Source organism: Arthrobacter glycogeni, from assembly GCF_054511155.1.
In genome coordinates this window covers 122,329-146,001 of sequence record NZ_JBTNDE010000001.1, presented here as the reverse complement: position 1 = coordinate 146,001, position 23,673 = coordinate 122,329, and the positions used below count along the sequence as shown (strand labels likewise).

Sequence of the window (23,673 nt, the reverse complement as noted above, 5' to 3'; positions counted from 1 at the left end):
AGGACGGCCCTAGCGGGGGACGGGGACGGTGGCGAGGATGCCCAGCAGAACGTCATCCACGTCGACGCCGTCCATCTCGGCTTCGGGCCGCATCGACACCCGGTGGCGTAACGCCGGGAGGGTGAGGGCCTTCACATCATCGGGCGTCACGAAGGTGCGCCCGGAAAGCCAGGCCCACGCCCGGGCGGTGTTCAGCAGCGCGGTGGCGCCGCGCGGGGAAACACCCAGCTGGAAAGACGGCGCGGTCCGGGTGGCCCGCACCACGTCGACAATGTAGGCGATCACCTCGGGGGCGATCGCCACCGACGCCACCGAGCGGCGGGCGTCGGCCAGGTCCTGTGCCGAAGCCACCGGGCGGACTCCCGCGGCAGCGAGGTTTCGTGGGTCGAAGCCGGTGCTGTGCCGGCGGATTACCTCGATTTCGTCGTCGCGGTCCGGCACCGAGAGGGTGAGTTTGAGGAGGAAACGGTCCAGTTGGGCCTCCGGCAGGGGATAGGTCCCCTCATATTCAACGGGGTTCTGGGTGGCAGCGACAATGAACGGGTCGGGAAGGGCACGAGAGACTCCGTCGACCGACACCTGCCGTTCCTCCATCGCCTCCAGCAGGGACGCCTGGGTTTTGGGCGGTGTCCGGTTGATCTCGTCAGCCAGGAGGATATTGGTGAACACCGGGCCCTCCCTGAAGGTGAACTCCGAGCTCTGTGCCTCATAGATGAGAGATCCTGTGACATCGCCCGGCATCAGATCCGGGGTGAACTGGACCCGCTTGGTGTCCAGGTTCAGGGCGGCGGAGAGGGTGCGTACCAGCAACGTTTTCGCCACCCCGGGGACACCCTCCAGCAGGACATGCCCGTTCGCTAGCAAGGCGATCAGCATCCCGGTCACTGCCGCATCCTGACCCACAATCACCTTGGCCACCTCCGAACGAACGTTCAGGAGGGCCTGGCGTTCCGGGCCAGCGGCTGATACCGGTGAGTCTTGGTGAGTCGGAAACTGGTGGCTCATCTCGCGTCGATCTCTTTCTCTAGGGCGGCAAGGTCTTGGCTCCACCGCACGAGGTGGGCGTCGGAAGTGGGCGCGTCGGTGCGCAGGAGTTTGTCCAGGTCAGCGGCCGGCCGGGTGGTGTGCCGCGCCGCGGCGTCCACCACCGCCGGCACTGAACTGGTGGCTGGCAGGCGAAGCCGGGAGGCGAGCCGGAGGAGCGTGGCGGCGCGAAGATTCGCGGCGGCCCGGTCAACTGACGACGAATCCTGATACAGCCGGGCCCGCCCTTCTGCCGTCTCCGCGGCGCGTACCAGCACGGGGAGCGGCTCCGCCACCAGGGCACCCAGCCGCCGTCCCCGCCACAGCACTGCCAGCAACGCGGTGCCCAGGAGCCACAGCATGACCGGGTTCACCCAGTCGGGAAGCAGAGTGAGCGGGTCGACGGGCGAGTCGCTGATGGCAAGGTCGGCCGCGGTCGGCTGATACCAGACCACGACCGGGCTGATGCCGAGGGTGCGGAGGGCAAGGGCGGCGTTACCGTCCCGATCGATGGTCTCGTTGCTGAGGATGCTTCCGTTGCCCAGCGCGACGACGGTCTGGTCGGCGGTCGTAGCATAGGAGCCCGACGGCGGACTTCCCAGCGCGGTGGCAGGCGGGAAGCAGTTGGCGTCTGCCCGGTAGGCGAAGCCCCCGGCGGTGATACTGCCGGCGGCGACAGCATCGGCAACCCCGCAGGCAGCCGGTAACGGTAGGTCCTCCGCGTCGGGAATCAGCCCCGCCTGCCGGATCTCCGGTGCCAGCGCGCCCAGCACGAGGCTGTTCGGCTCGATCAGTACCAGCCGGTCAGCCAGCCCGTCCAGGGATTCCAGCTGATCGGCGTCGAGCCAGGAATCGGGGTCGTGCAGCAGCAGGGTGGCGCCTCCCGATGTTGCTGCCGTGGCGGCCTCAAGGGATTCCGCCCGGATCACCTCCACGCCCCGCTCCCCAAGGACCTCGGCGAGGGCCATGGCTCCCGCTGGCGCGGGGTTGACCGGGGAGAGCACGCCGCCGTCCTGCCCCGACCGGCCCAGGAACCCCACCAGCACCACTGCGATCAGCAGGATCCCGAGGGCCAGCCAGGGCCCGGTGCGGCGCAGGCGGGTCGCGGCCGTCTGCCCCGCGCTTCCGCCGTCGCCGGTCACTTCGGTGCCGCTGTCTTCGGTGCCGGCATTCTGGGCGCTGATGTTTGGGGCATTCTGGGAAGCCATCAGCGGGGTGCCACCAGATCCGGTGGCGACGGGTGCGCAGCCGGGCGGGCACCAGATAGCACATCGTCGATGGCGGTGGCCCGTAGGTAGTCGGAGCCGTCTGTGGACCGGTTGCCATAGTGCACCTCGTTGAACCTGTCGGCCAGCCACGCCGTCCCATCGCCCGTCGGGCCGAAGGCCGCCCTAAGCTGGACCCCGGTCTCTGCGGCCGTACGGCCAGGCTGGCGGTCGATGATTCCCCGCTCCTCGGCGGACCGGATGACCGCCCGCAGCCGTTCGGTGAGAGCAACGTCCCACTCCTGGGATCCTGCGGCAGCGGTAGCGAGTTGCCGGTGCTCGCCAGCGGTGAGCACGGTTGTACCAGTGAACACTCCCGCCGCCGGTACGGTCCGGCTGGCATTGAGGCGGGGTTTGATCAGCCACACCGCCGCCGCAACCACTACCGCCGCACCAAGGACCAGCACGAGGGTGCCGGGACCGGCCTCCAGAGGCCGGAGCCCGGCGAAGATGGACCCCAGCCATTCGAGGATGGCCGTGGCGATGCGCTCCAGAAAGTTGGGTCCGGCTTCCTGGTACCGCCCCTCGGCCAGTTCGTCGACGAGCCATCGATGTGCTTCGTCGTCGTCGGGCACCACAGCGCTGTGACTGACGAACGGCACGGTGGTGGGAATCGCTCGGATCAGCATGGCTGCGGCCGCATCAGGCTCAGGCGCCGTGGACGGGCGGGGCTGGTGGACCGCCGGGGCGGTGCCCAAACTGCTGTCCGCCGGGGTTGGCTGACTGGCCCGGGATGGGAGTGAACCGACCGGCGTGTGCTTCCTCGTGTTCGCGGAGCAGGACGACGTCGAATCCCTCGCGCCGAATCCGTAGGTCAACATACAACAGGGCGGTCACTCCGGCCTGGAACGCGTAGCCGATGGCGCCGAAGACCGCGGTGATCAGCTGGGCGACCAGAAGGATGGGAAGTGAGGCCATCAGCTCTTCCCCCAGCGCAGCGGGGGAGTCGCTGAAGGACACGAACTGGGTGGCGAGCAAGCTCAACGGGGTGGAAATCACCGAGGTGATGATCGACACGATGATGCTGGTCAGAATGAGGATTCCGAAGGTCCGCCACCAGTTGCAGGTGGTAAGTGTCCACGACCGGCGCAGGGACGTGAGCGGTCCGGCGCTCTCGAGCATGAGCACCGCCGGAGCGAGCACGAACTTGATGCTGAGCCAGATGATCAGAGCCAGCGAGGCAAGGAACCCGAGCACGATGATCCAGATCGCGTCCTGGCCGAGCACCGCGGCGAGTAGCCCAGCGACTACCACGAGGATGGCGAGGCCGGCGACGATCATGAGCAGGAGGAGGAACCCCAGCCCAAGCAGGGGCAGGATCCGCCGGGCGGCCAGCTTCCACAGTTGCACAAAACCGGTGCGCTCGTTCAGCACAGCGCGGGCAATCGGGATGACCAGCACCCCTTGGAGGACAAGGACTCCTACGCTACTGAGCACCATAATCGCTGTGCCGACGGAAATTGCCGATGCGGCGAGTCCAGTGATTTGATCCAACGAAGGGTTGTTCGGGTCAAGCTGGGCGAGCGAGCCGACCAGTCCGACGGTCAGGAGCAGGATCAGCACTGAAATCAGCACCTGGAACAGGATTGCCGTGCCAAATGTTGCCAGCGGGTTTTTCCGGCAAGCCTGGAACGCGCCGTCGAGTATCTCGCCAAGACCCAGGGGTCGCAGCGGAATGATGCCCGGCTTGGGTGGCGCCTGGTAGCCGCGGAACTGCCCGTGCGGGACACCCTGCCAGCCAGGCTGGGCTCCCCATTGGGGGGCCGGGGGAGGCTGCTGTCCCCACTGTGCCGGCTGGCCCCATTGGGCATTCTGGCTGGGTGGCTGGGTGTGTGGGCCGGGTGCGCCGTCCCGCGACCGATCGGCTGGTTCACCGTCGTGCGGATTGTTGCTCATCCTGTCCCCCGGTAACTTTCGATCGTCTCGTGATCCCATCTCCTAGAACTATAGTTACCGGGAGGGTTTTCGGGGAACTCGTTTGTGGTAGGGCGCGCGGAGCCCGGGCCGCAGTACAACATTGCGGCAGCAATGGGAGACTATGGAGATATGAAGGCACGCATTCTGGTCGTAGACGACGACGAAGCACTGGCCGAGATGATCGGCATCGTACTGCGCAACGACGGATTCGATCCCGTGTTCTGTGCAGACGGTTCCCAGGCACTGGAAATCTTCAGGAGCTCCAAACCCGATCTGGTGTTGCTCGATCTGATGCTCCCCGGTATCGACGGTATCGAAGTGTGTCGGCAGATCCGCAACGAGTCCGATCTTCCCATCGTGATGTTGACGGCAAAATCCGATACCTCCGACATTGTGCGGGGGCTCGAGTCCGGGGCCGACGACTACGTGCCCAAGCCGTTCAAACCGGCAGAACTGGTGGCCCGGGTCAGGGCACGGCTCCGCCCGGGCGACCAGAAGGCGCCCGAGACCCTGCGAATTGGCGAAGTCACCATCGACGTGGCAGGGCATTCAGTAGTCCGTGCCGGCGACCGTATTTCGCTGACCCCGCTGGAGTTCGACCTGCTGGTGGCTCTGGCACGCAAACCGTGGCAGGTCTTCACCCGGGAACTGTTGCTCGAACAGGTGTGGGGGTACCGGCACGCAGCCGACACCCGGCTCGTTAACGTGCATGTGCAGAGGTTGAGGTCGAAAATTGAGCGGGATCCCGAGGCGCCAGAGATTGTGCTGACGGTCCGCGGCGTCGGATACAAGGCAGGACAGGGGTAGGTTGGAGCGCGCTTCAGCTCGGGTTCGGGGCAGGCTCAGCGACCTGACGTCGCAAGTCCGGTCCTGGATCCGGACGATGCTGTCGCGTACGGCCCGGCAGTGGCGCCGTTCGCTGCAATTCCGGACAGTGGTCTCCACCCTGCTACTCACCGCCCTAGCCTTCGCTGCCGTGGGCGCGTTCCTCTCCAATCAGATCGCCAGTGGTCTCTACGAGGAACGCTTCGAACAGTTCAAGGCTGAGTCCAGCAACGGGCTGACTGAAGTGGGGGCGATCTTCAGCAGCGCGTCGACGACCGACCGTGATTCGACCGCGCTGCTGGTCCGGGACACCTTGCCCAGCCTTGAGGGTGGGGGCGCCGATGCCCCCCGCCGCTTCATTTTGGCGTTTGTGCCAGGCCAGAGCACCGAGATCTACATGGCTCCGTTCGGCAGTGACGGCCTGCAAGAATCAAGCGCAATCCCGCCAGCGATGGTTGACGCCGTGCGGTCCGGAGACGACCAGTATTGGTCGGCCACCTCGTTCGTCGAGTCAGGCGAGTTGGTGCCCGGACTGGCGTTCGGCACCAAGGTGACGCTGCCGCCAGCCCAGACCGAGTACGCGCTCTACCTGATTTATGACCTGTCGTCGATGCAATCGACTCTGGATTACATCCACGGGGTGATCTGGATCGCCGGCACCCTGCTGCTGCTGATCGTTGGGGCTATCGCGTGGTTCGTGACCCGCAGTGTGGTGGGGCCGGTCAGCCACGCGGCGGTGGTTTCCGAGAAGCTGGCATCCGGTCAGTTGGAGGAACGGATGGATGTTAAGGGTGAGGACGAGGTGGCCCGATTGGGCGCGTCCTTCAATCACATGGCCGAGAATCTTCAGGACCAGATCACTCAGCTTGCCCGGCTGTCGCAGATGCAGCAGCGCTTCGTATCAGATGTTTCCCATGAGCTTCGTACCCCGCTGACCACCGTTCGAATGGCAGCCGAAGTGCTTCATGACGCCCGGGCCAACTTTGATCCCATCAATCGTCGCTCAGCGGAGATCCTTTACAACCAGGTGGAGCGGTTCCAGGCGCTCCTCGCTGATCTGCTGGAAATCTCGCGGTTCGACGCTGGTGCGGCGGTGCTCGATTCCGAGTCGGTCGACATTTTCCAGGTGGTCCGGCACGTCATTGACGGCGCTCAACCACTCGCGGACGCGTGCGGTTCCGAGCTGTCAATCGTTTCACGCGAGACTGAATGCCTGGTCGAGGGGGATCCCCGCCGGATCGACAGGATCCTGAGGAATCTGGTGGTGAACGCCCTCGAGCACGGTGAAGGGAAGCCGGTCACCATCTATATCGCTTCCAACCCGGACGCCGTAGCCGTCGCCGTCCGGGACTACGGCATCGGTATGACGCCGCTCGAGGCGTCACGGGTTTTCGACCGGTTCTGGCGAGCGGACCCAGCCCGGGCGCGCACCACCGGTGGCAGCGGACTGGGCCTGTCGATCGCCACCGAGGATGCCCGCCTGCACGGCGCCTGGCTGCAGGCCTGGGGGTCTCCCGGCAAAGGTGCCTGCTTCCGTCTGACCCTGCCGAAGGTGAGCGAGTCGGTGCTCAAGGTGTCGCCGCTGCCCCTGCCACCACGCAAGGGCGGGCTACCCGAGCGACCGGCGGTCGCGGCGTCCCCTGAGTCGGCACAGTCGAACACGATGGTCAAGGAACCCCACGATGCCCGTTAAGCGCCGATCACCGGGTCAATCCCTGGTGTTCCTCCTCTTGCCGTTGCTGCTCGTTATCAGCGGATGTTCGTCGATTCCCGTCTCGGGACCGGTCGGTGTCGTTACCGTCGGATCCGGCACCTCTGATCCGCTGATCTTCAATCCGCTGGGACCCCGCCAGGACGCAGAGCCGGAGTCGCTACTGCGATCCTTTGTCACGGCCGGGACGGGGGCCGAGGGGGACTACGAAATTGCCCGCGACTATCTTACCGAGGAATTCGCGAGGGAGTGGCAGCCCGAAGAGCGCATCATCATCTACACCTCGGATCCGCAGATCTCGACAACTCCCACTGAGGGAGTGTTTCAGATTCAGCTTGAGGTTGAGGGGACAATCAACGCCGAAGGCATCCGGACAGGTGCCGAAGCCACGACCACTGAGACTCTCACCGCGGAGCTGGTGCAAAACGCTGACGGCCAGTGGCGTATTACCGCGATTCCTGACGGCATCATGATCTCCTCGACCGAGGCGGACCTGTTGCTGGAAACCTACAGCCTGTACTTCTACAGCAGCTCCTTCGAGCACTGGGTACCGGACGTCAGGTGGTTCGTCAACCGGGCCGCTATCGCCGCGAACATCGTCGAGGCGATGCTCGAGGGCCCAGCGCCCTACCTGCAAGGATCGGTGACCAGCGCGTTCCCTGAAGGCACCACCCTCGGCGTCGAGTCCGTACCGATCGTCAACGGCACTGCAACAGTCGACCTGTCAGCTGACATTCTTCAGGACACCAGCGACCTGATCCGCCAGCAGATGCAGCAGCAGTTGCGAGTCAACCTGGCAGGACTGAACACCGTCAATTCGGTGCAGATGACGGTGGGGCAACCAGTCTTTCTCGGTGACGAAGTGCCCCATCCAAACCTCATCGTCCCGGTGGGTGACCCGCCCGTGGGCAACGAGCAGATTGTGGTGTCCGGGAACGAGTTGTTCCTCTACCAAACCGACCAAACCGTCCCGATCGACGGTGTACCGTCGGTAGCAGCCCTGGACCCCCAGGCCCCCGCGATGTCCCTGAACGAATCGGACTTCGCTTTCCTCAATGGGAACCGCACCCGGCTGTACACCACCGGGCCAGATCAGGAAATCTTGCTCGCGGTGACTGGCAGGAATCTGACTGCACCGAGCTTCGATCCGAACAATTGGGTCTGGACGGCCAGCACTCCTTCCGACGGGCAGGACTCCACTGTGTCTGCCATTCCGCCCGGTGGCACCCAGGACAATGCCGTGTCGGTGACCGCCCCGTGGCTGTCCGAGGCCGAAGTGCTGGAACTGCGAGTGTCGAGGGACGGCTCCAGGGTGCTGGTGGTGACCGAACAGGACGGCGTCAGTCGAGTGCTGCTCGCCGGTATAGTGCGCAACAATGACCGAGCGCCACAGAGTCTGGGCACCCCCCGGGAGCTTTTCGCGGGCGGCCCGGTGACCACAGCCAAGTGGGTAAACGAGGACACGGTCATTGTTGCTGCGACTTCCGCGGAGGGCGAGGTTACCGCTGAGTTTCTCGGCCTCGATGGGACGGCCGAGGCGTTGTCGCCGCTCGCCGGCATTACCCACCTCAGTGCGGGCACCGGCCCCACTGCCATCTTCGCCGCGACGCCCGAGGGGGTCAGGAACAGGGTCGGGGACACCTGGTCGGACGAGCCGGTTGAGGGCGTCCAGGATCCGGCGTTCCCCGGCTGATCGGCACCCCGGCGCCCAGGAGTGCTGGCTGGCCGTAGCCGGCTGGCTGACGTTGTCCACATACGCCAGGAATGCCCGCGTACCCGCGCGGCGAACTGGCAGAGTCGGGCCATGCACGGTTCCCGAACCCCTTCGCCGTGGGCTGGCGTCACCGACTACCTCGACACTGCCCGGCTGCGGCCGACGGTGCAGCGAGCCGCCGACGCCGTCCGCGACTTCTGGTCCCTCGTGTTCCCCGCCGACTGCGCCGTGTGCGGGGCCTCTGCGGCACCGCTGTGTCCCGGGTGCCTGAGGGAAATCCGGAAGGCCACCGTCCAACCCTTCGGTGCTGAAGGGGGTGCCCCGGCATTACCTCAGGCCCTGATGCCCGGGGTCACGGCGCCGGCATCCGGATTCGGTGACCCGCTGCCGGTGACAGCGGCGGGCCACTACCGGTCGTCGCTTGCACGATTGCTCCTGGCCTACAAAAACCACCACCGAACAGCTGTGGGTCGGCCACTGCAGACGGCACTTGCAGGCGCCCTGCACACGGCCGTCGCGGAGTTACGGGAGCGCGGCGCAGCTACCCAGATCCTCCTGGTGCCGGTGCCGGCCAAGGCATCGTCAATGCGCAGGCGCGGCTACGATCCGCTTGGACTGCTTCTCGACGGACTGGCACGGCGCGGTGAACTGCCCGCTGGATCCCGTCCCGCCCGGTTAGTGGGGTACCGGGGTGTCGCCCGGTCGGCGGCTCTGGCCCTGGCTGGCCACCGTCGTCGTCCGCAGCTTCAGAAGGGTTTGGGGCTTGCCCAGCGACGCGCCAACGTCCGGTTCACCATGACCGTGCGGAGCCGGCGGGACCCAATCCCGGGGGCGGTCTGCCTGGTCGTTGACGATGTGCTGACCACCGGGGCCACGATCGCCGAGGTGACCCGGGTCCTGCGGCTCCATGGAGCGCACGTGGCAGGGGCGGCGGTGGTCGCCGCGACCGAGCCGCCGTCGCGCACCGAATGAAACTCGCGGAAAAAAACAACCACTGGAGGATGAATATCAGGGGCGGGTGAACTAACGTGAGGTATGGGTATCTCGACGAACTTGGATATCCGTCGACAGCGGCTGGATGCACGACTCCCCGGCCGCTGTTGTGTCACCTAAGCGATTTTGGAGGACACCATGGAGTTTTTGATCAGTGGTCGAAATCTGTCAGTTTCGGACCGATTTCGGGAGTACGCCGAGGAAAAAATCGACAAGATTGAGCAGCTTGGCGACAAGGTGCAGCGGCTAGAAGCGAAAGTCACCAAGGAGCCGAGCGCGCGCAATGCGGACAGCTCACTCACCGTCGAACTCACTGTTCTGGCCAAGGGGCCTGTGATCCGGGCTGAAGCGTCAGCGGCTGACAAATTTGCAGCCTTCGACCTTGCCTATAGCAAGCTTCTTGAGAGACTCCGCCGTGCCAGAGACCGGCGGAAGGTCCACCACGGACGCCACACCCCTACGGCCGTCCGCGAAGCCACAGCTGATCTTGAACCCGCCAGCACTACCGCCCCGTTGTACCTCGAAGTGCAATCCACCGAGGCACCACCTGAGCCCAGCGGCAGCGTCGTCGACAATTATGAGATTGAAAATGACATTCCAGCGGGCGACTCGCCAGTGCTGATCCGCCGGAAGGTCTTCTCCGGCACACCGATGGCCCTCGAGGACGCGGTCGACAACATGGAACTGGTGGGACACGACTTCTACCTCTTCGTCGATTCGGCAACCGGCGCTCCCTCGGTTGCCTACCGCCGACAAGGGTGGACCTACGGCGTCATCACCCTCGACGCCCGGTGCGCCGAGGGAACCGAAGACCCGCGCGAGGAACTTCTCGCCTACCGGGCTCGGGAGGCTGCAGCCTCGATGTAGCCCGTTCTGGGGATGCACCCCAGTAGGGTCGAAGGATGACCACCGTCCTTACCCTGTCCCAGGCCCGGCGTATTGCGCTTGAGGCCCAGGGATTGGCTCGGGTAAGGCCCACCGGCCCCGCCACGGCGCGGCAGTTGGGCCTTACCTTCAATCGCCTTCACTTGCTACAGATCGATTCGGTCAACGTGCTGGCCCGCAGCCATTATCTTCCGTTGTTCGCCAGGTTAGGACCCTATGACCGGGGCCTCCTCGACCGCCTTGCCAGCACCCCGCCGCGCCGGATGGTCGAGTACTGGGCCCATGAAGCCAGCTTCATCAGACCGGACCTGTTCCCCTACCTGCTCCCGTTGCAGGAGCGGCGATGGGTCGGCGCCAGTGCGGTACCCGTTGACCTCAGGGAGTCACTTCGCGCCCGGATCCGTGCGGTGCTGGCCGTTAGCCGTCCACTGACCGCACCCCAACTGCAGCTCCGGGTGGGTCACACGGAAGCCCGGAACAGAGACCATTGGGGCTGGAATTGGAACTCGGTCAAACGCGTCCTTGAAGACATGTTCGAACGGGGACAGGTGTCGGCGGCGGAGCGCACTGTGTCGTTCGAGCGGCGGTACGCGCTGACTGAGCGTGTGCTGCCTGACTCCTCGGCCGTATCAATGAACGTGGATCCCGACGAGGCACGACTGCATTTGACCGAGTTGTCGGCCCGCGCGCTGGGCGTGGGGACCGTCAGGTGTTTTGCCGACTATTTCCGCCTGTCCCTCAAACCGACGTCGAAGGCGATCGAGGTGCTGGTCGCCAGCGGCGCCCTTGAGCCCGTCACCATTACGGGGTGGAACCGGCCCGCCTTCCGCCACGTGGCCTCGGTGCTACCCCGGAAGGCTGGGGGAAGGGCGTTGCTTAGCCCCTTCGACTCGATGATCTTCGAGCGCCGCAGGCTGTCGGAATTGTTCGGGTTCGACTATCGGATCGAGATTTACACCCCGGCCGCGAAGCGGCGCTACGGCTATTACGTGCTGCCGTTCCTGTTGCGCGACACGATGGCCGCCCGGGTTGACCTCAAAGCGGATCGCGCCGCCGGTAGGTTGCTGGTGCGCGGCAGCCACAGTGAGCCTGACGCACCAGCCGATACCGCAGTCGAGCTGGCGGCCGAGTTGCGGCTGATGGCGTCCTGGCTGGACCTCGACGCTGTGGTTGTCGAAGAATACGGTGATCTGGCTGCGGCCCTGAAGCTGGCAGTTTCCCTCCAATAGTGGGGGCTAACGCCGCTGGTTAGACAGGACAAGACGTCTCTCCCGTAGACTGAACACGCCAGATTTCGGCGCACCTTAGATTGGGAGCAAATACCAGTGCCATCACTTCTTGAACGAGTCCTCCGCACCGGCGATAAGAAGACACTCAAGAAACTCCGAAACTACGCTGACGCCATCAACGTCCTCGAAGACGAGTTTCGCGAGATGAGCGACGACGACCTCCGGGGCGAGGCCGACAAGCTGAAGCAGCGTTTCGCTGACGGGGACACTCTTGATGATCTGCTGCCTGAGGCGTTCGCCGCCGTCAGGGAGGCGTCAAGCCGCACCCTGAAGCTGAGGCAGTTCGACGTGCAGCTGATGGGTGGCGCTGCCCTGCACCTCGGCAACATCGCCGAAATGAAGACCGGCGAGGGCAAGACCCTGGTAGCCGTTGCCCCAGCGTTCCTCAATGCCCTGTCCGGCAAGGGCGTCCACATCGTCACCACCAATGATTACCTGGCCGAGTATCAATCCGAACTGATGGGACGGGTTTTCCGGTTTCTGGGAATGACCTGTGGTTGCATCCTCTCCAAGCAGGACCCCGCGGTCCGGCGAGAGCAGTACAACGCCGATGTCACCTACGGCACGAACAACGAGTTCGGGTTCGACTACCTGCGCGACAACATGGCGTGGAGCGCAGCCGAATTGGTGCAGCGCGGCCACAACTTCGCGATTGTCGATGAGGTGGACTCCATCCTTATCGATGAGGCGCGCACCCCGCTGATCATTTCCGGACAGGCCTCCGGGGACGTCAACCGGTGGTACACCGAGTTTTCCAGGGTGGTCAAGAAGCTCACCGTCGACGTCGACTATGAGGTCGACGAGAAGAAGCGCACGGTCGGAGTGCTCGAGGACGGCATCGAGAAGGTCGAAGACTACCTCGGCATCCAGAACCTTTACGAATCAGCCAACACCCCGCTGATCGGATTCCTGAACAACGCGATCAAGGCCAAGGAACTGTTCAAGAAGGACAAGGACTATGTGGTCCTCAACGGTGAGGTCATGATTGTCGATGAACACACGGGTCGCATCCTGGCCGGTCGCCGCTACAACGAAGGCATGCACCAGGCCATCGAGGCAAAAGAAGCGGTCGAGATCAAAGCCGAGAACCAGACCCTCGCCACTGTCACCCTGCAGAACTACTTCAGGCTCTACGACACGCTCTCGGGTATGACAGGTACCGCCGAGACCGAGGCCGCAGAGTTCATGGCCACGTACAAGCTCGGCGTGGTTCCGATCCCCACGAACCGGCCCATGGTGCGTGCCGACCTGTCCGACCTGATCTACAAGAACGAGATTGCCAAGTTTGACGCCGTCGTGAAGGACATCGTTGACCGTCACGAAACCGGCCAGCCGGTTCTGGTGGGTACCACCAGCGTGGAGAAAAGCGAGTATCTCTCTAAGCAACTGGCCAAGGCTGGTATCCGCCACGAGGTACTTAACGCCAAGAATCACTCGCGTGAGGCGGCCATCGTTGCCCAGGCCGGGCGCAAGGGTGCCGTCACGGTTGCCACCAACATGGCGGGTCGCGGCACCGACATCATGCTTGGTGGCAACGCCGAGTTCAATGCCATCGTTGAGTTGGAGAAGCGGGGCCTGAGCCCGGCTGACAACCCCGACGAGTACGAGAGTCAGTGGGCCGATGCCCTGAGCGCCGCCCGGAGTTCGGTGGAATCCGAGCACAACGAGGTCAGGGAACTCGGGGGACTGTACGTCCTCGGGACCGAACGGCACGAGTCGCGCCGGATTGATAATCAGCTCCGCGGCCGTTCCGGACGGCAGGGCGACCCCGGCCGATCACGTTTCTATCTGTCCCTGACCGACGATTTGATGCGGCTCTTCAACTCGGGAGCAGCGGAACGGATCATGAACTCGTCGACCATGCCCGACGACGTCGCACTGGAATCGAAGCTCGTGTCCAAGGCGATCGAGAGCGCCCAGGGCCAGGTAGAGGGCCGGAACGCGGAGCAGCGCAAAAATGTTCTGAAGTACGACGACGTCCTGAACCGCCAGCGCGAGGCGATCTACGGCGATCGACGCCGCATCCTTGAGGGCGGCGATCTGCATGAAAAGGTCAGCTTCTTCCTCGAAGATGTGGTGACAGCGATGGTTGATGAAGCCACCGCGCAAGGGCATGGCGACGACTGGGACTACGAGCAGCTGTGGACCAACCTCCGGACGCTGTATCCGATTAGCCTGACCGTCGAGGAGGTCCTTGAGGAAGCCGGGGGTCCATCGAAGGTCACCAGGGAATTCCTGCACTCCGAGATTCTTTCCGATGCAAAGCTCGCCTATCAGACCCGCGAGAAGACCCTCGGTGAGCAGACCATGCGGGAGCTCGAGCGCCGGGTCGTCCTCTCGGTCATTGGCCGCAAGTGGCAGGAACACCTGTACGAGATGGACTATCTCAAGGAAGGCATCGGGCTTCGGGCCATGGCCCAGCGAGACCCGCTGGTCGAATACCAGCGCGAAGGATTTATCCTCTTTCAGGCGATGATGGAGGCGATCAGGGAAGAGAGCGTGGGTTTCCTGTTCAACCTTGAGGTTGAGGTGGCGGCCCCGGCACCTACCGGACTTCCAGGGGTGGTCGATGGGCGTGGGTTAGTGCAGCGCCCCACCATCAAGGCGGCAGGACTAGACGCTCCGGAGAAGCCAGCCACCCTGAACTTCTCGTCTCCCAATGCCCAGGGCGAGGTCGAGACGCGGGTGGAGCGCAGCTCCGCCGCAGCCAGGACGGCCGAGGCGCACGGAAGCAGCCGGGCAGAAGCCCGGGCCGCCGCCAAACGCAAGAAGAAGTAGTTTCTAGCCAATTTCCAATGCGGTGACCTTCCAGTGCCCGCGCCGATGCTCCAATCTGAGAGCGACGGCGCGGGCTCTATGGTTTTCACAGGTCACTGCAGAAGCCTCGTACACTTGTGCGCTCACGCGGCAGGTCCGGACTGAGAGTACTGAAACGTTGCGATGCAACAGACGGTCGGGGTGGCTGCTGGTCGACGTCCCGCGGTTCAGACTGCGGGTGAGGTTGGCGCGAAGGTGGAGCCGTTCATAACTGGGAGGGTCCAACCAGTCAGCCATTTGCTGTAGAGGACGGGATCCTCCGAGCACCTCCAGCGACGCTTGCACCACCGCGCGGACAATCCGTTGCACCTGGGCAGTAGTAGCCGCTTGCTCAGTGGGCGGATTCCCAGCTGGGCCGTCCGCGACAGGGGTCGGGCGGGGGAGCTGGATTTGGATGGTCATGATGATCCTCGCGGCGTCACCGGATAGAGGGAGGTACCCGCAGCACCTGGCCGGGAAGCAGCAGGTGGGGGTCGTCGCCGATAGTCTGGCGGTTTTCGCGGTGCCAGTGAGGCCACGCCGCAGCGATCTCGACGTCGGTGGCAAACGGCCCAAGGTGTTGAGCCGCGATAGTCCACAGCGAATCGCCCGGGGTCACCACCACCAGCGCTGGACTTGTATCAGTGGGAGGGCTGGCGGCGGGCCGGCTTTCGGGGCCGAGTAGCGGTCTGCCGTCAACAGGACCCGGGACAGGTTTCCACTGAGGGCTAACCGCTGTTGGGTCCTGATCCGGTTTTGCTTCCGAAGCGCCCGTGGCGTCATCGGGGGCCGGCTGAGACACGGCGATGGCCGGGTGGCCGGACATTCCGTGGGCCGTCGCTGCCGGGACCCCGCCGACGAGTTGGAGCCCCACGACTGCCGCGGCTAGCCGTTTCATGAATACGGGGGTGAGGATTCCCATCCACCGGGCGGCCCGTTGCTGGCCCATCCGATCGAGCACTTCGCTAATGAAGGCTAGCGCCAAGGCAATCGACCACCAGCCGACTACAGCGATGCCTGCCGCCGAGGCTGCCAAACCAAGCAGTCCCTCCATCCGCTGATAGCCGGTGAGTGGGCCAGCGCTGGCCAGGATCAACTGGCCGGATACGAGGAGCAGGATTCCGAGCAGGCCTATCAACACTGCCAACGATGTTGCGTGTAAGCCGTTCATAGCCTCTCCAATGGGCGGATTGTCGAAGGTTCAGTTTGACGCGATATAGACCATTTGATGCATTTTAAGCTCTTTAGAGTTTCTTTATAGACCAGGGGTCTCTTTGATGTCTATACCTTGACCGGTAGTCGGCACGCGTTTAGGCTGGCGCGGTGCGATGGGATGCTTTGTTCGAAGACCTCGAGGCGCAGTTTGCCGCGGCAGACCTGCTGGCTGCGGAGAGTCGGATCGCCGAGCAATCACGGCTGGAGCTTGCGGCAGTGACTCTGCTGGACCGGCTGAGGGGACAAGAGGGAGCCGCGCTCCGGGTCCGGGTGCGAAGTGGAGCAACCTTTACCGGAAGTCTGCGCCAGATGGGATCGGAGTGGCTGGTGCTGGAAATCGGGCTAGGTGCGGCTCTCATCCCGCTTGACGCTCTGAGAGCCATTGAGGGCGTGGGGCGCCGGGCGGCCGCCGACCATTCGGTGGTGACGACCAGGCTCGGGCTGGGGTCGGTCTTTCGTGTGTTCGGCAGGAACCGGACCCTGCTCACTATCCAACTGGCTGACAACGGCGCCCGGATTGACGGCACGGTTGACCGGGTCGGAAAAGACTTCCTCGAGGTCGCATCGGTGCCGTTGGGAGAACAGCGACGGCCCCGCAACGTTGCCGGAGTGGTGCTGATTCCTTTTGCCGGTGTGGAGGCGGTGCTCTCCCGGTCCTGAACATCCTAGGGACTGCTGGTCTCCCGTGCGGCGCCGACGGACCCATCCCGGACCGCGGCAGCCGACTTCTCGTAGGCTCGGGCAATGAACTCCTCGAGGACCTGCGACTCCACCCGCCACTGTCCGCGGCCCCCAATCTGGATCGCCGGCAATTCACCGGACCGGACCAGAGCGTACGTCTGCGACGACGAAATGTTGAGTACCTCGCCGACATCTGCGAGGGTCAGGAACCGTTTATCGGCCACGTTCTTCCGCCTTCCGTTCCACTGTCCGCAGAACCTGTTCGTCTACCGGATCATCCCTTCCAATCTTGCCATTATCCGATGGGGTTTATCCGAATTATCCACAGGTTAGGGGCCATTTGGTTGGCAGGGATGTCATTTGGCGCTGTGGTGAACGAGAATTGCAGAGCCACATCAAAACTATTCACGGCTCGTGACGGTTGGGCGGCCGTGGAGTCTGTAGGAGGCCGCATGAGTTCATTGGCTGCCACCCCGGGGAAAGACGAGCCACCGGTGCGGCTCAGAAAGCCCTCGTGGAAGGACCCACGGCTTCTGGTGGGGTTGTTGCTCGTCTTTGCATCGATCGCGGCGGTGACGGCGCTCGTCGGGAACGCCGACCAAACCACTGACGTCTATGCGGCCCGGGCAGAGATCCCCATCGGGAGCGGGGTTACACCCGAAAACCTCACCATCGTCGCTGTCCGGCTCGGCGACCTCCAACCGGCCTATCTGCGTGTCGCTGAAGGTATTCCGGAGAATCTGGTGGCTATCAATCTGCTGCGGGCGGGTGAACTGGTGCCCCGGGCCTCGCTTGGCGCTGCGGATGCGCTGAACCGCAAACCGATCGGTCTTGCCGTGGACGACCCCCTGCCCACCGGCACCACCACCGGTTCGCGGGTCGATGTCTGGGTTTCCCTTGAGGGCGAGGATGGTACCTTCGAGCCTCCCACTCAGCTACTCGAAGCGGCCGAGATATCCGAACTCAGGATGTCCGAATCGGCGTTGGGCGGGGGCAGCGGGTCAACCTTGGTCCACGTTCTGGTCGGCGACGAACGGTTACCCGAACTCCTGGATGCGCTGCTGAACGAGGCGAGGATTGCCATTGTCCTCAACCCCGGCGGCTCCGCGTGAGCCTTCCCGTGGTGACCGGCGGGCAAGCGGCCCGCGACTGCATCACGAGGCTGGAAAGGCTGAGGGGGCCTGTCACAGTGGTTCGCTGGTGCGCCGACCTCGCCGAGGTGATTGCGGTATGCCAAACGGGACTCGCCCGCGCCGCCATCGTCTCAGCGGATGCCGGGGAACTCACGGCCGCCCTGATCGAACGGTTCAGGACCGCCGACGTCGCAGTGGTGGCCCTGGTGAACGACGACGAGAACCGGCAGCGTCTCGACGCGCTCGGCGTTCGCTACACAGTAGTCGACGTCGATGCGGCCACCCTCGCGTCAATTGTCGAAGCAGCCGTGGAGTTGGCCGCGGAGCGGCGACGTCTCTCACTGAACCCCGCCGTGGGAGGGGCCGGATATGCCGACCCCGCAGTGGCGCTCGACGCTGGATTGGTGGACCCGGCCGAACCCGGCGACGCAGGTCAGCTGTCCCCCGGGGCCGGGGAGATTACCGCGGTCTGGGGGCCGACTGGCTCGCCGGGACGGACCACCGTGGCAGTGAATCTCGCCGCTGAACTTGCAGCCAATGGTCGGTCGGTGCTGCTCATCGACGCCGACACCTACGGCGCCAGCGTCGCGGCGTTCCTGGGCCTCCTTGATGAGTCGGCCGGACTGGCTCATGCCTGTCGGCTAGCCGACCAGGGTTCCCTCGACCTAGCTGGGCTCCACCGCAGTATCACCCGGGTCGCGGTGAGGGGCTCCCGCCTGGGCGTCCTGACCGGGGTGACCCGAGCCGACCGGTGGACCGAACTGCGGCCCGCGGCCCTGACCCGAGTCCTTGAGCTGTCCCGCCAACTCGTCGACATGACAATCGTTGATTGTGGATTTTGCCTTGAAGCCGATGAGGAGCTGAGCTTTGACACGGTAGCCCCGCGCCGGAACGCTGCAACCCTGTATTGTCTGGACGCGGCAGACACGGTTTTCGCTGTAGGGGCCGCCGACGCCGTCGGAATGCCCCGTCTGATCCGAGCGCTCGCCGACCTTGAGGCAGCCCTTCCAGCAGCCACACCACGGGTAGTCCTGAACAAGGTACGGGCGGCGGCGGTCGGGCGCGGACCCGAGCGGCAGCTCCGTGAAGCGTGGGACCGGTTTGGTCCGTCCCAGCCAGTCGAGGCTTTCCTGCCCGCGGACTTCACCGCCGCTGATTCGGCGCTGCTCGGAGGATCAGTGCTACTGGAAACAGCGCCCCGTTCACCACTACGCACCGCCATCGCGGCACTGGCCGGTGTACCGATTGAACAATCGCGGCGCGGCCGCGTTGGAGCAGTCCACAACGAAGTGAAGTTTTCCCGCAACGGCGTTAGGCTCATGGGTAAAGGGCCGCAAGGGAGCGGCCTTTAATTTCGTTTATGGAGGCGTTTTCATGTCGTCTGGATCCAGCACGACGGACCAGTCAAGTTCCGACACTTCAACCGGTGAGTTCATCAGTCACTATTATGAACATCTCGCTGAAGAGGACGCCAAGGCACATACCGCTGAAGCGCTCGAAGAGCGTGCTTTGAGGCATCGCGGGCTCGCCGAAAACCGCCCGTCCGGCGAGGCAGCAGTCGACATCTTCGATCAGTCCGATGCCAGTGTCATCATGATCGTCACCGATGACATGCCCTTCCTGGTGGACTCGGTGACTGCCGAACTCGTCCGCCATCAGGTGGCGATCCGCCTCGTCATGCACCCCACCTTTATCGCCACCCGCGACCGGGAGAGCGCTGCGCTTCACAAACTGCGGCGGGTGCCGTCCACCGCAGGGGTGTCAAGTGGCGACACGGCGGCCCTCCCCAACATCTCCCATCTCATCGCCGACGGGGACGTGGCAACCCACATCGAGTCCTGGATCGCCGTCGAGGTTGGACGGATCCTCGACGACACCCGGCGCCAGGAGATCATCGCGGGACTGAGCAGCATTCTCAGCGACGTCCGCGCCGCCGTGGAGGATTGGCCGGCCATGCGCAGCAAGGTCAGGGAAATCGCGGCGTCCCTAGACACGGTTCCGGGCAGTGCCGAGATCCCGGATCTTGACCAGGCGCGCGAGTTGCTGACCTGGCTTGACGCAGGCAATTTCACCTTCCTCGGGTTCAAGGAATACGACCTGGTGACCGACGACGACGGCCAGGATGTGCTCAGAATTGCTGACGGAAACGGCCTTGGCCTGTTGCGGCACCCAGTGGGCGGTCGCCAGGTCCAGCAGCTGACCAGTGCAGGGAAGGCCAAGGCCCGCGAGAAGCGTGCCCTCGTCATCACCAAGGCAAACTCCAGATCGACGGTTCACCGTGCGGCTTACCTCGACTACATTGGCGTGAAACGTTTCGACGCGCAAGGAGACGTCAACGGGGAGCGGCGGTTCATCGGGTTGTTTGCGACGAGCGCCTACACGGGCTCGGTGCGGGGAGTCCCCATTGTGCGCGACAAGGTCAACGCCGTCCTGCTGCAGTGCGGATTCCCCTCCGACTCGCATTCGGGTAAGGACCTGCTGTCCATCCTTGAGACCTACCCCCGCGACGAACTGTTCCAGATCGAGGTCCAGGACCTGATTACCACAGCCATGGGCATCCTGCGGCTCCAGGAGCGACGCCGGACGCGGCTGTTCCTGCGACCAGACATTTACGGCCGCTTCATGTCAGCACTCGTCTTTCTTCCCCGCGACCGCTACACCACCGGGGTGCGGCTTCGGATTGAGCAGGAACTCAGGCAGACCTTCAAAGCCGAGTCGATCGACTACGAGGCGAGAATCAGCGAGTCGGCTCTCGCGCGACTGTTCTTCCGCATCCGGCTGCCCCGGGGCGTGGAGGTGGCCCAGGTGGAACCTGCCGAGCTTGAACAGCGCCTCGTCGGTGCTGCCCGATCGTGGTCCGAAGGTATCGATGAGGTGGTGCGCAGCCGATTCGATCGGCAGACTGCCGAAGCCGTATCCGGCCTATGGGCTGAAGCGTTTCCCGCCAGCTACCGGGTCGACTACGAGGTCGAGGATGCGCTCAAGGATATTGAACGGTTTGAGCGCTGCGAAAAGAATTCCCCGACGGCTCCGGTCATGCACGTCTACGTGCCGGAGGGTGCTGGCGAGCACCTGGAAGAGGACGCCCGACTGAAGCTCTACCTGACCGAGCCCAAAAGTCTAAGCCAGATCCTCCCTTTCCTGCACAACCTTGGGCTGGAGGTGCTTGACGAACGACCCTTCGAGATCGAGCGGTCCGATGGCAAGGAGTTTTTCCTCTACGACCTGGGCCTCAAATACCCGGCCGGTATTGACCCGGTGAGCACCGGACGCCTGTTGGAGGAATCGTTCGCCGCCGCGGTGGCCGGGTCCTCAGAATCTGATCCCTTCGACCGGTTGGTGCTCCGTGAGAACCTGCGGTGGCGCCAGGTAGTGATTCTGCGCAGCTACGCCAAGTACATGCGGCAGATGGGCAACACCAACTCCTACGGGTTCGTCGCCGACACGCTGCTGGCTAACGCCGCGGTCGCCCGCGCCCTGGTAATGCTTTTCGAGGCACGGTTTGACCCGGACCTAGGCGACGAGGACCGCGTCTCCCGCACCGACGGTGCACGGCAAGCAGTGGAGGCCGGGCTGGAAGAAGTCCCGACTCTCGACGCCGATCGGGTGCTGCGCACCTTCGGTAACCTGATCGGCGCGACGCTCAGGACCAACTTCTTCCAGGACAAGCGTCATGTGAGTTTCAAGTTCGACACGTCAGCCATCGACGGAGCCCCCCACCCGCGTCCCAAGTACGAAATCTGGGTGTACTCACCGCAGGTCGAAGGTGTCCACTTGCGGTTCGGCAAGGTTGCCCGTGGAGGGCTCCGCTGGTCGGACCGTCGGGAAGATTTCCGAACCGAAGTGCTCGGTCTCGTCAAGGCGCAGACGGTCAAGAACGCTGTCATCGTTCCGACGGGTGCGAAGGGCGGCTTCTTCGCCAAACAACTGCCCAATCCCGTGGTGGACCGTGCTGCCTGGTTGGCCGAGGGGCAGGCGAGTTATCGCACCTTTATCAGGGCGCTGCTCGACATCACCGACAATCTGGTGACCGGCGACGACGGCGAAACGGTCGTTCCGCCGCCCCGGGTGGTGCGTCACGATGGTGATGATAGCTACCTGGTGGTGGCCGCCGACAAGGGCACGGCAGCATTCTCGGACATTGCGAACGAACTCTCAGCCGAATATGGATTCTGGTTGGGGGATGCGTTCGCCTCCGGAGGCTCGGTGGGCTACGACCACAAGGCGATGGGCATCACCGCCCGCGGCGCCTGGGAATCGGTGAAGCGGCACTTCAGCGAGTTCGGCGTCGACACGCAGTCCGAGGACTTCACTGTGGTGGGCGTCGGCGATATGAGCGGCGACGTCTTCGGTAACGGGATGCTGTTGTCCGAACACATTCGTCTCGTCGCGGCGTTCGACCACCGGCATATCTTCCTCGATCCGACCCCCGAGGCGGGGGCGTCCTACGCCGAGCGGCGCCGGTTGTTCGACCTGCCACGATCGAGCTGGGAAGACTACGACGCCTCCCTGATCAGTGCGGGCGGCGGAATCTACCCGCGGCAGGCGAAGACCGTCCCGATCTCAGTGCAGGTTCGCATGGCCCTTGGCCTCGCCGAGGGTGTCACCACCCTGAGCCCACCCGAACTGCTCCGCGCCATCCTTTCCGCGCCGGTGGATCTGCTCTACAACGGTGGCATCGGCACCTACGTCAAGGCGTCTTCGGAGACCCATGCGGAGGTGGGGGACAAGGCTAACGACGCCATCCGGGTCAACGGTAACCAACTGCGCGCCAAGGTGGTCGGCGAAGGCGGAAACCTCGGGATGACCCAGCTGGGCCGGATCGAGGCAGCCCTTGGCGGTGTCATCCTCAATACCGATGCGATCGACAATTCGGCTGGCGTCGACTGTTCCGACCACGAGGTAAACATCAAGATCTTCGTTGACCGGATGGTCACAACCGGGGCGCTGCCCGCCGGGGAACGTGCCGGGTTCCTGCACTCGATGACTGACGAGGTGGGCCGGCTGGTCCTGAAGGACAACGTCGACCAGAACGTCCTGCTCCTGAACGATCGTCGCCGTGTGCTCGAATGGAGTCCCAGTTTTGAACGGCTGATGGACTGGCTCGAGACCAATGCCGACCTGAACCGGGAGCTCGAAGCGCTGCCCACCACGGAGGAGCTGCGGGCCCGGGTCGAGTCCGGCCAGGGACTTACCTCGCCTGAACTGTCAGTCTTGGCGGCCTACGTCAAGATCGAACTGACGAAGGCCCTGACCAGCAGTGACCTGACCGACGACCCGTGGTTTGGCAAGACCCTCAGGGAGTATTTCCCGCGGCAACTGGCCGAACGCTTCGACAGCCAGCTCGACACCCACCCGCTGCGTCGGGAAATCATCTCGACGGTGATCGCCAACGACATGATCAACATGGGCGGCATCACCTTCGCCTTCCGGGTCATGGAGGAAACATCGGTTACGGGGCCGGTGATTGCCCGGGCGTTTGTCGCGTTACGGGAAATCTACGACCTCGACGAACTGGTGGCAGCGCTGGGCGAGCTCCCCGCGAGTTTCCCCACCGATCGGTGGTCAGCGGTCCACCTAGATATGCGCCGGCTCCTGGACCGGGCAGTCCGCTGGTTCGTCAACAATGTTGGCCAGGGAACCTCAGTGGCTGAGGACGTCGCGACGTTCAAACCGTTGATGGATCCCCTGCGCACCCACCTGGTGGACTACGTCCGCGGCAGTGACAGGGAACGTGTCCAGCAATGGTTTGCCCGTGCCGAGGAGTGGGGTCTGCCCGACGATATCGCGCGCCACTGGGCTGAACAGTTTGAGTCGTTCGGGCTGCTGGACATCGCGTTGATCACCCAGCAGATCAACGAACCTGTCGAGCGCATCGCCGTGGTCTACTACGCCGTCTACGACCGGTTCGCAGTGGACAACCTGTTGGAACGGATCACCACCCTCCCGCGCAGGGACAGGTGGCAGGCGCTTGCCCGGGCTGCGCTGCGTGATGACCTGTACTCGACTATCGCCGATATGACGGTGTCGGTGATGAAGGCCTCGTCCACCATGGTGGGTGCCGAGGCGGGGGACCGGCTGCACGCCTGGGAGCAGCAAAACGCAGAAATGCTTGAGCGCGCCCGGCACATGTTCATCGAGGTCAACCGCCTGGAACGCGACGACATGGCATCCCTGTCGGTTGCACTCCGGCTCCTCCGGTCTATTGTGCGACGGTAGGGCGGGA

Annotated in this window: 18 protein-coding genes; 11 read left to right on the top strand and 7 right to left on the bottom strand. The window is 64.2% G+C overall.

The window, feature by feature from the left end; translation table 11 throughout:
* Window positions 1-9: 9 nt before the first annotated feature.
* From ACX80O_RS00675 to ACX80O_RS00660, 4 genes are read right to left on the bottom strand one after another with little or no spacing between them, the layout of a single operon-like run.
* Window positions 10-1,005, bottom strand: a complete 996-nt coding sequence (locus tag ACX80O_RS00675; RefSeq protein WP_459305529.1) for an AAA family ATPase — start codon at window positions 1,003-1,005, stop codon at window positions 10-12.
* The gene (locus ACX80O_RS00670) at window positions 1,002-2,231 is read right to left on the bottom strand and encodes a DUF4350 domain-containing protein (protein ID WP_459332169.1); all 1,230 of its coding nucleotides are present in this window, start codon (window positions 2,229-2,231) and stop codon (window positions 1,002-1,004) included. The genes ACX80O_RS00675 and ACX80O_RS00670 overlap by 4 nt, the downstream gene beginning before the upstream one ends.
* Window positions 2,231-2,917, bottom strand: coding sequence for a DUF4129 domain-containing protein (locus ACX80O_RS00665; RefSeq protein ID WP_459305533.1), 687 nt, complete (start codon window positions 2,915-2,917; stop codon window positions 2,231-2,233). The genes ACX80O_RS00670 and ACX80O_RS00665 overlap by 1 nt, the downstream gene beginning before the upstream one ends.
* Before the next feature lie 19 nt (window positions 2,918-2,936).
* Entirely contained in the window at window positions 2,937-4,184 is a 1,248-nt protein-coding gene (locus ACX80O_RS00660; RefSeq protein ID WP_459332168.1) for a DUF7847 domain-containing protein, read from the bottom strand.
* A gap of 150 nt (window positions 4,185-4,334) precedes the next feature.
* On the opposite strand from ACX80O_RS00660, the gene mtrA reads away from it, so the two are divergent.
* From mtrA to secA, 7 genes are all read left to right on the top strand, one after another.
* A complete protein-coding gene (gene mtrA, locus ACX80O_RS00655) occupies window positions 4,335-5,012 on the top strand; it encodes an MtrAB system response regulator MtrA (RefSeq protein WP_171584106.1) in 678 nt (225 codons plus the stop codon).
* A gap of 76 nt (window positions 5,013-5,088) precedes the next feature.
* On the top strand, window positions 5,089-6,723 hold the full coding sequence (gene mtrB / locus ACX80O_RS00650; RefSeq protein ID WP_459332167.1) for an MtrAB system histidine kinase MtrB: 1,635 nt from the start codon (window positions 5,089-5,091) through the stop codon (window positions 6,721-6,723).
* Window positions 6,713-8,434, top strand: a complete 1,722-nt coding sequence (locus tag ACX80O_RS00645) for an LpqB family beta-propeller domain-containing protein (protein ID WP_459332166.1) — start codon at window positions 6,713-6,715, stop codon at window positions 8,432-8,434. The genes mtrB and ACX80O_RS00645 overlap by 11 nt, the downstream gene beginning before the upstream one ends.
* Before the next feature lie 111 nt (window positions 8,435-8,545).
* The gene (locus ACX80O_RS00640) at window positions 8,546-9,427 is read left to right on the top strand and encodes a ComF family protein (protein WP_459305540.1); all 882 of its coding nucleotides are present in this window, start codon (window positions 8,546-8,548) and stop codon (window positions 9,425-9,427) included.
* Window positions 9,428-9,586: 159 nt separating this feature from the next.
* Window positions 9,587-10,315, top strand: coding sequence for a ribosome hibernation-promoting factor, HPF/YfiA family (gene hpf / locus ACX80O_RS00635; protein WP_459305542.1), 729 nt, complete (start codon window positions 9,587-9,589; stop codon window positions 10,313-10,315).
* 35 nt (window positions 10,316-10,350) lie between these two features.
* Entirely contained in the window at window positions 10,351-11,562 is a 1,212-nt protein-coding gene (locus ACX80O_RS00630) for a winged helix-turn-helix domain-containing protein (protein ID WP_459332165.1), read from the top strand.
* A gap of 96 nt (window positions 11,563-11,658) precedes the next feature.
* Window positions 11,659-14,400, top strand: coding sequence for a preprotein translocase subunit SecA (gene secA, locus ACX80O_RS00625; RefSeq protein WP_459332164.1), 2,742 nt, complete (start codon window positions 11,659-11,661; stop codon window positions 14,398-14,400).
* A gap of 3 nt (window positions 14,401-14,403) precedes the next feature.
* Here the strand turns inward: secA and ACX80O_RS00620 are convergent, their stop codons facing one another.
* Window positions 14,404-14,841 (bottom strand): Rv3235 family protein, encoded by a 438-nt coding sequence (locus ACX80O_RS00620; RefSeq protein ID WP_459332163.1) that lies wholly within the window; start codon window positions 14,839-14,841, stop codon window positions 14,404-14,406.
* Window positions 14,842-14,857: 16 nt separating this feature from the next.
* Window positions 14,858-15,589: a LysM peptidoglycan-binding domain-containing protein gene (locus ACX80O_RS00615; RefSeq protein WP_459332162.1), complete on the bottom strand. Its 732-nt coding sequence runs from the start codon at window positions 15,587-15,589 to the stop codon at window positions 14,858-14,860.
* A gap of 152 nt (window positions 15,590-15,741) precedes the next feature.
* Here ACX80O_RS00615 and ACX80O_RS00610 point away from each other — a divergent pair, with 152 nt between their 5' ends.
* Window positions 15,742-16,293, top strand: coding sequence for a hypothetical protein (locus ACX80O_RS00610; protein WP_459305549.1), 552 nt, complete (start codon window positions 15,742-15,744; stop codon window positions 16,291-16,293).
* A 5-nt stretch (window positions 16,294-16,298) separates the two neighbouring features.
* Here ACX80O_RS00610 and ACX80O_RS00605 read toward each other — a convergent pair whose 3' ends face one another.
* Window positions 16,299-16,538 (bottom strand): helix-turn-helix domain-containing protein, encoded by a 240-nt coding sequence (locus ACX80O_RS00605; RefSeq protein WP_459332161.1) that lies wholly within the window; start codon window positions 16,536-16,538, stop codon window positions 16,299-16,301.
* A 228-nt stretch (window positions 16,539-16,766) separates the two neighbouring features.
* Here ACX80O_RS00605 and ACX80O_RS00600 point away from each other — a divergent pair, with 228 nt between their 5' ends.
* From ACX80O_RS00600 to ACX80O_RS00590, 3 genes are read left to right on the top strand one after another with little or no spacing between them, the layout of a single operon-like run.
* On the top strand, window positions 16,767-17,426 hold the full coding sequence (locus ACX80O_RS00600; RefSeq protein WP_459332160.1) for a CpaB family protein: 660 nt from the start codon (window positions 16,767-16,769) through the stop codon (window positions 17,424-17,426).
* Window positions 17,423-18,799: a CpaE/TadZ family protein gene (locus ACX80O_RS00595; RefSeq protein WP_459332159.1), complete on the top strand. Its 1,377-nt coding sequence runs from the start codon at window positions 17,423-17,425 to the stop codon at window positions 18,797-18,799. Before ACX80O_RS00600 ends, ACX80O_RS00595 begins: the two co-directional genes overlap by 4 nt.
* 22 nt (window positions 18,800-18,821) lie before the next feature.
* The gene (locus ACX80O_RS00590; protein ID WP_459332158.1) at window positions 18,822-23,666 is read left to right on the top strand and encodes an NAD-glutamate dehydrogenase; all 4,845 of its coding nucleotides are present in this window, start codon (window positions 18,822-18,824) and stop codon (window positions 23,664-23,666) included.
* Window positions 23,667-23,673: the final 7 nt, after the last annotated feature.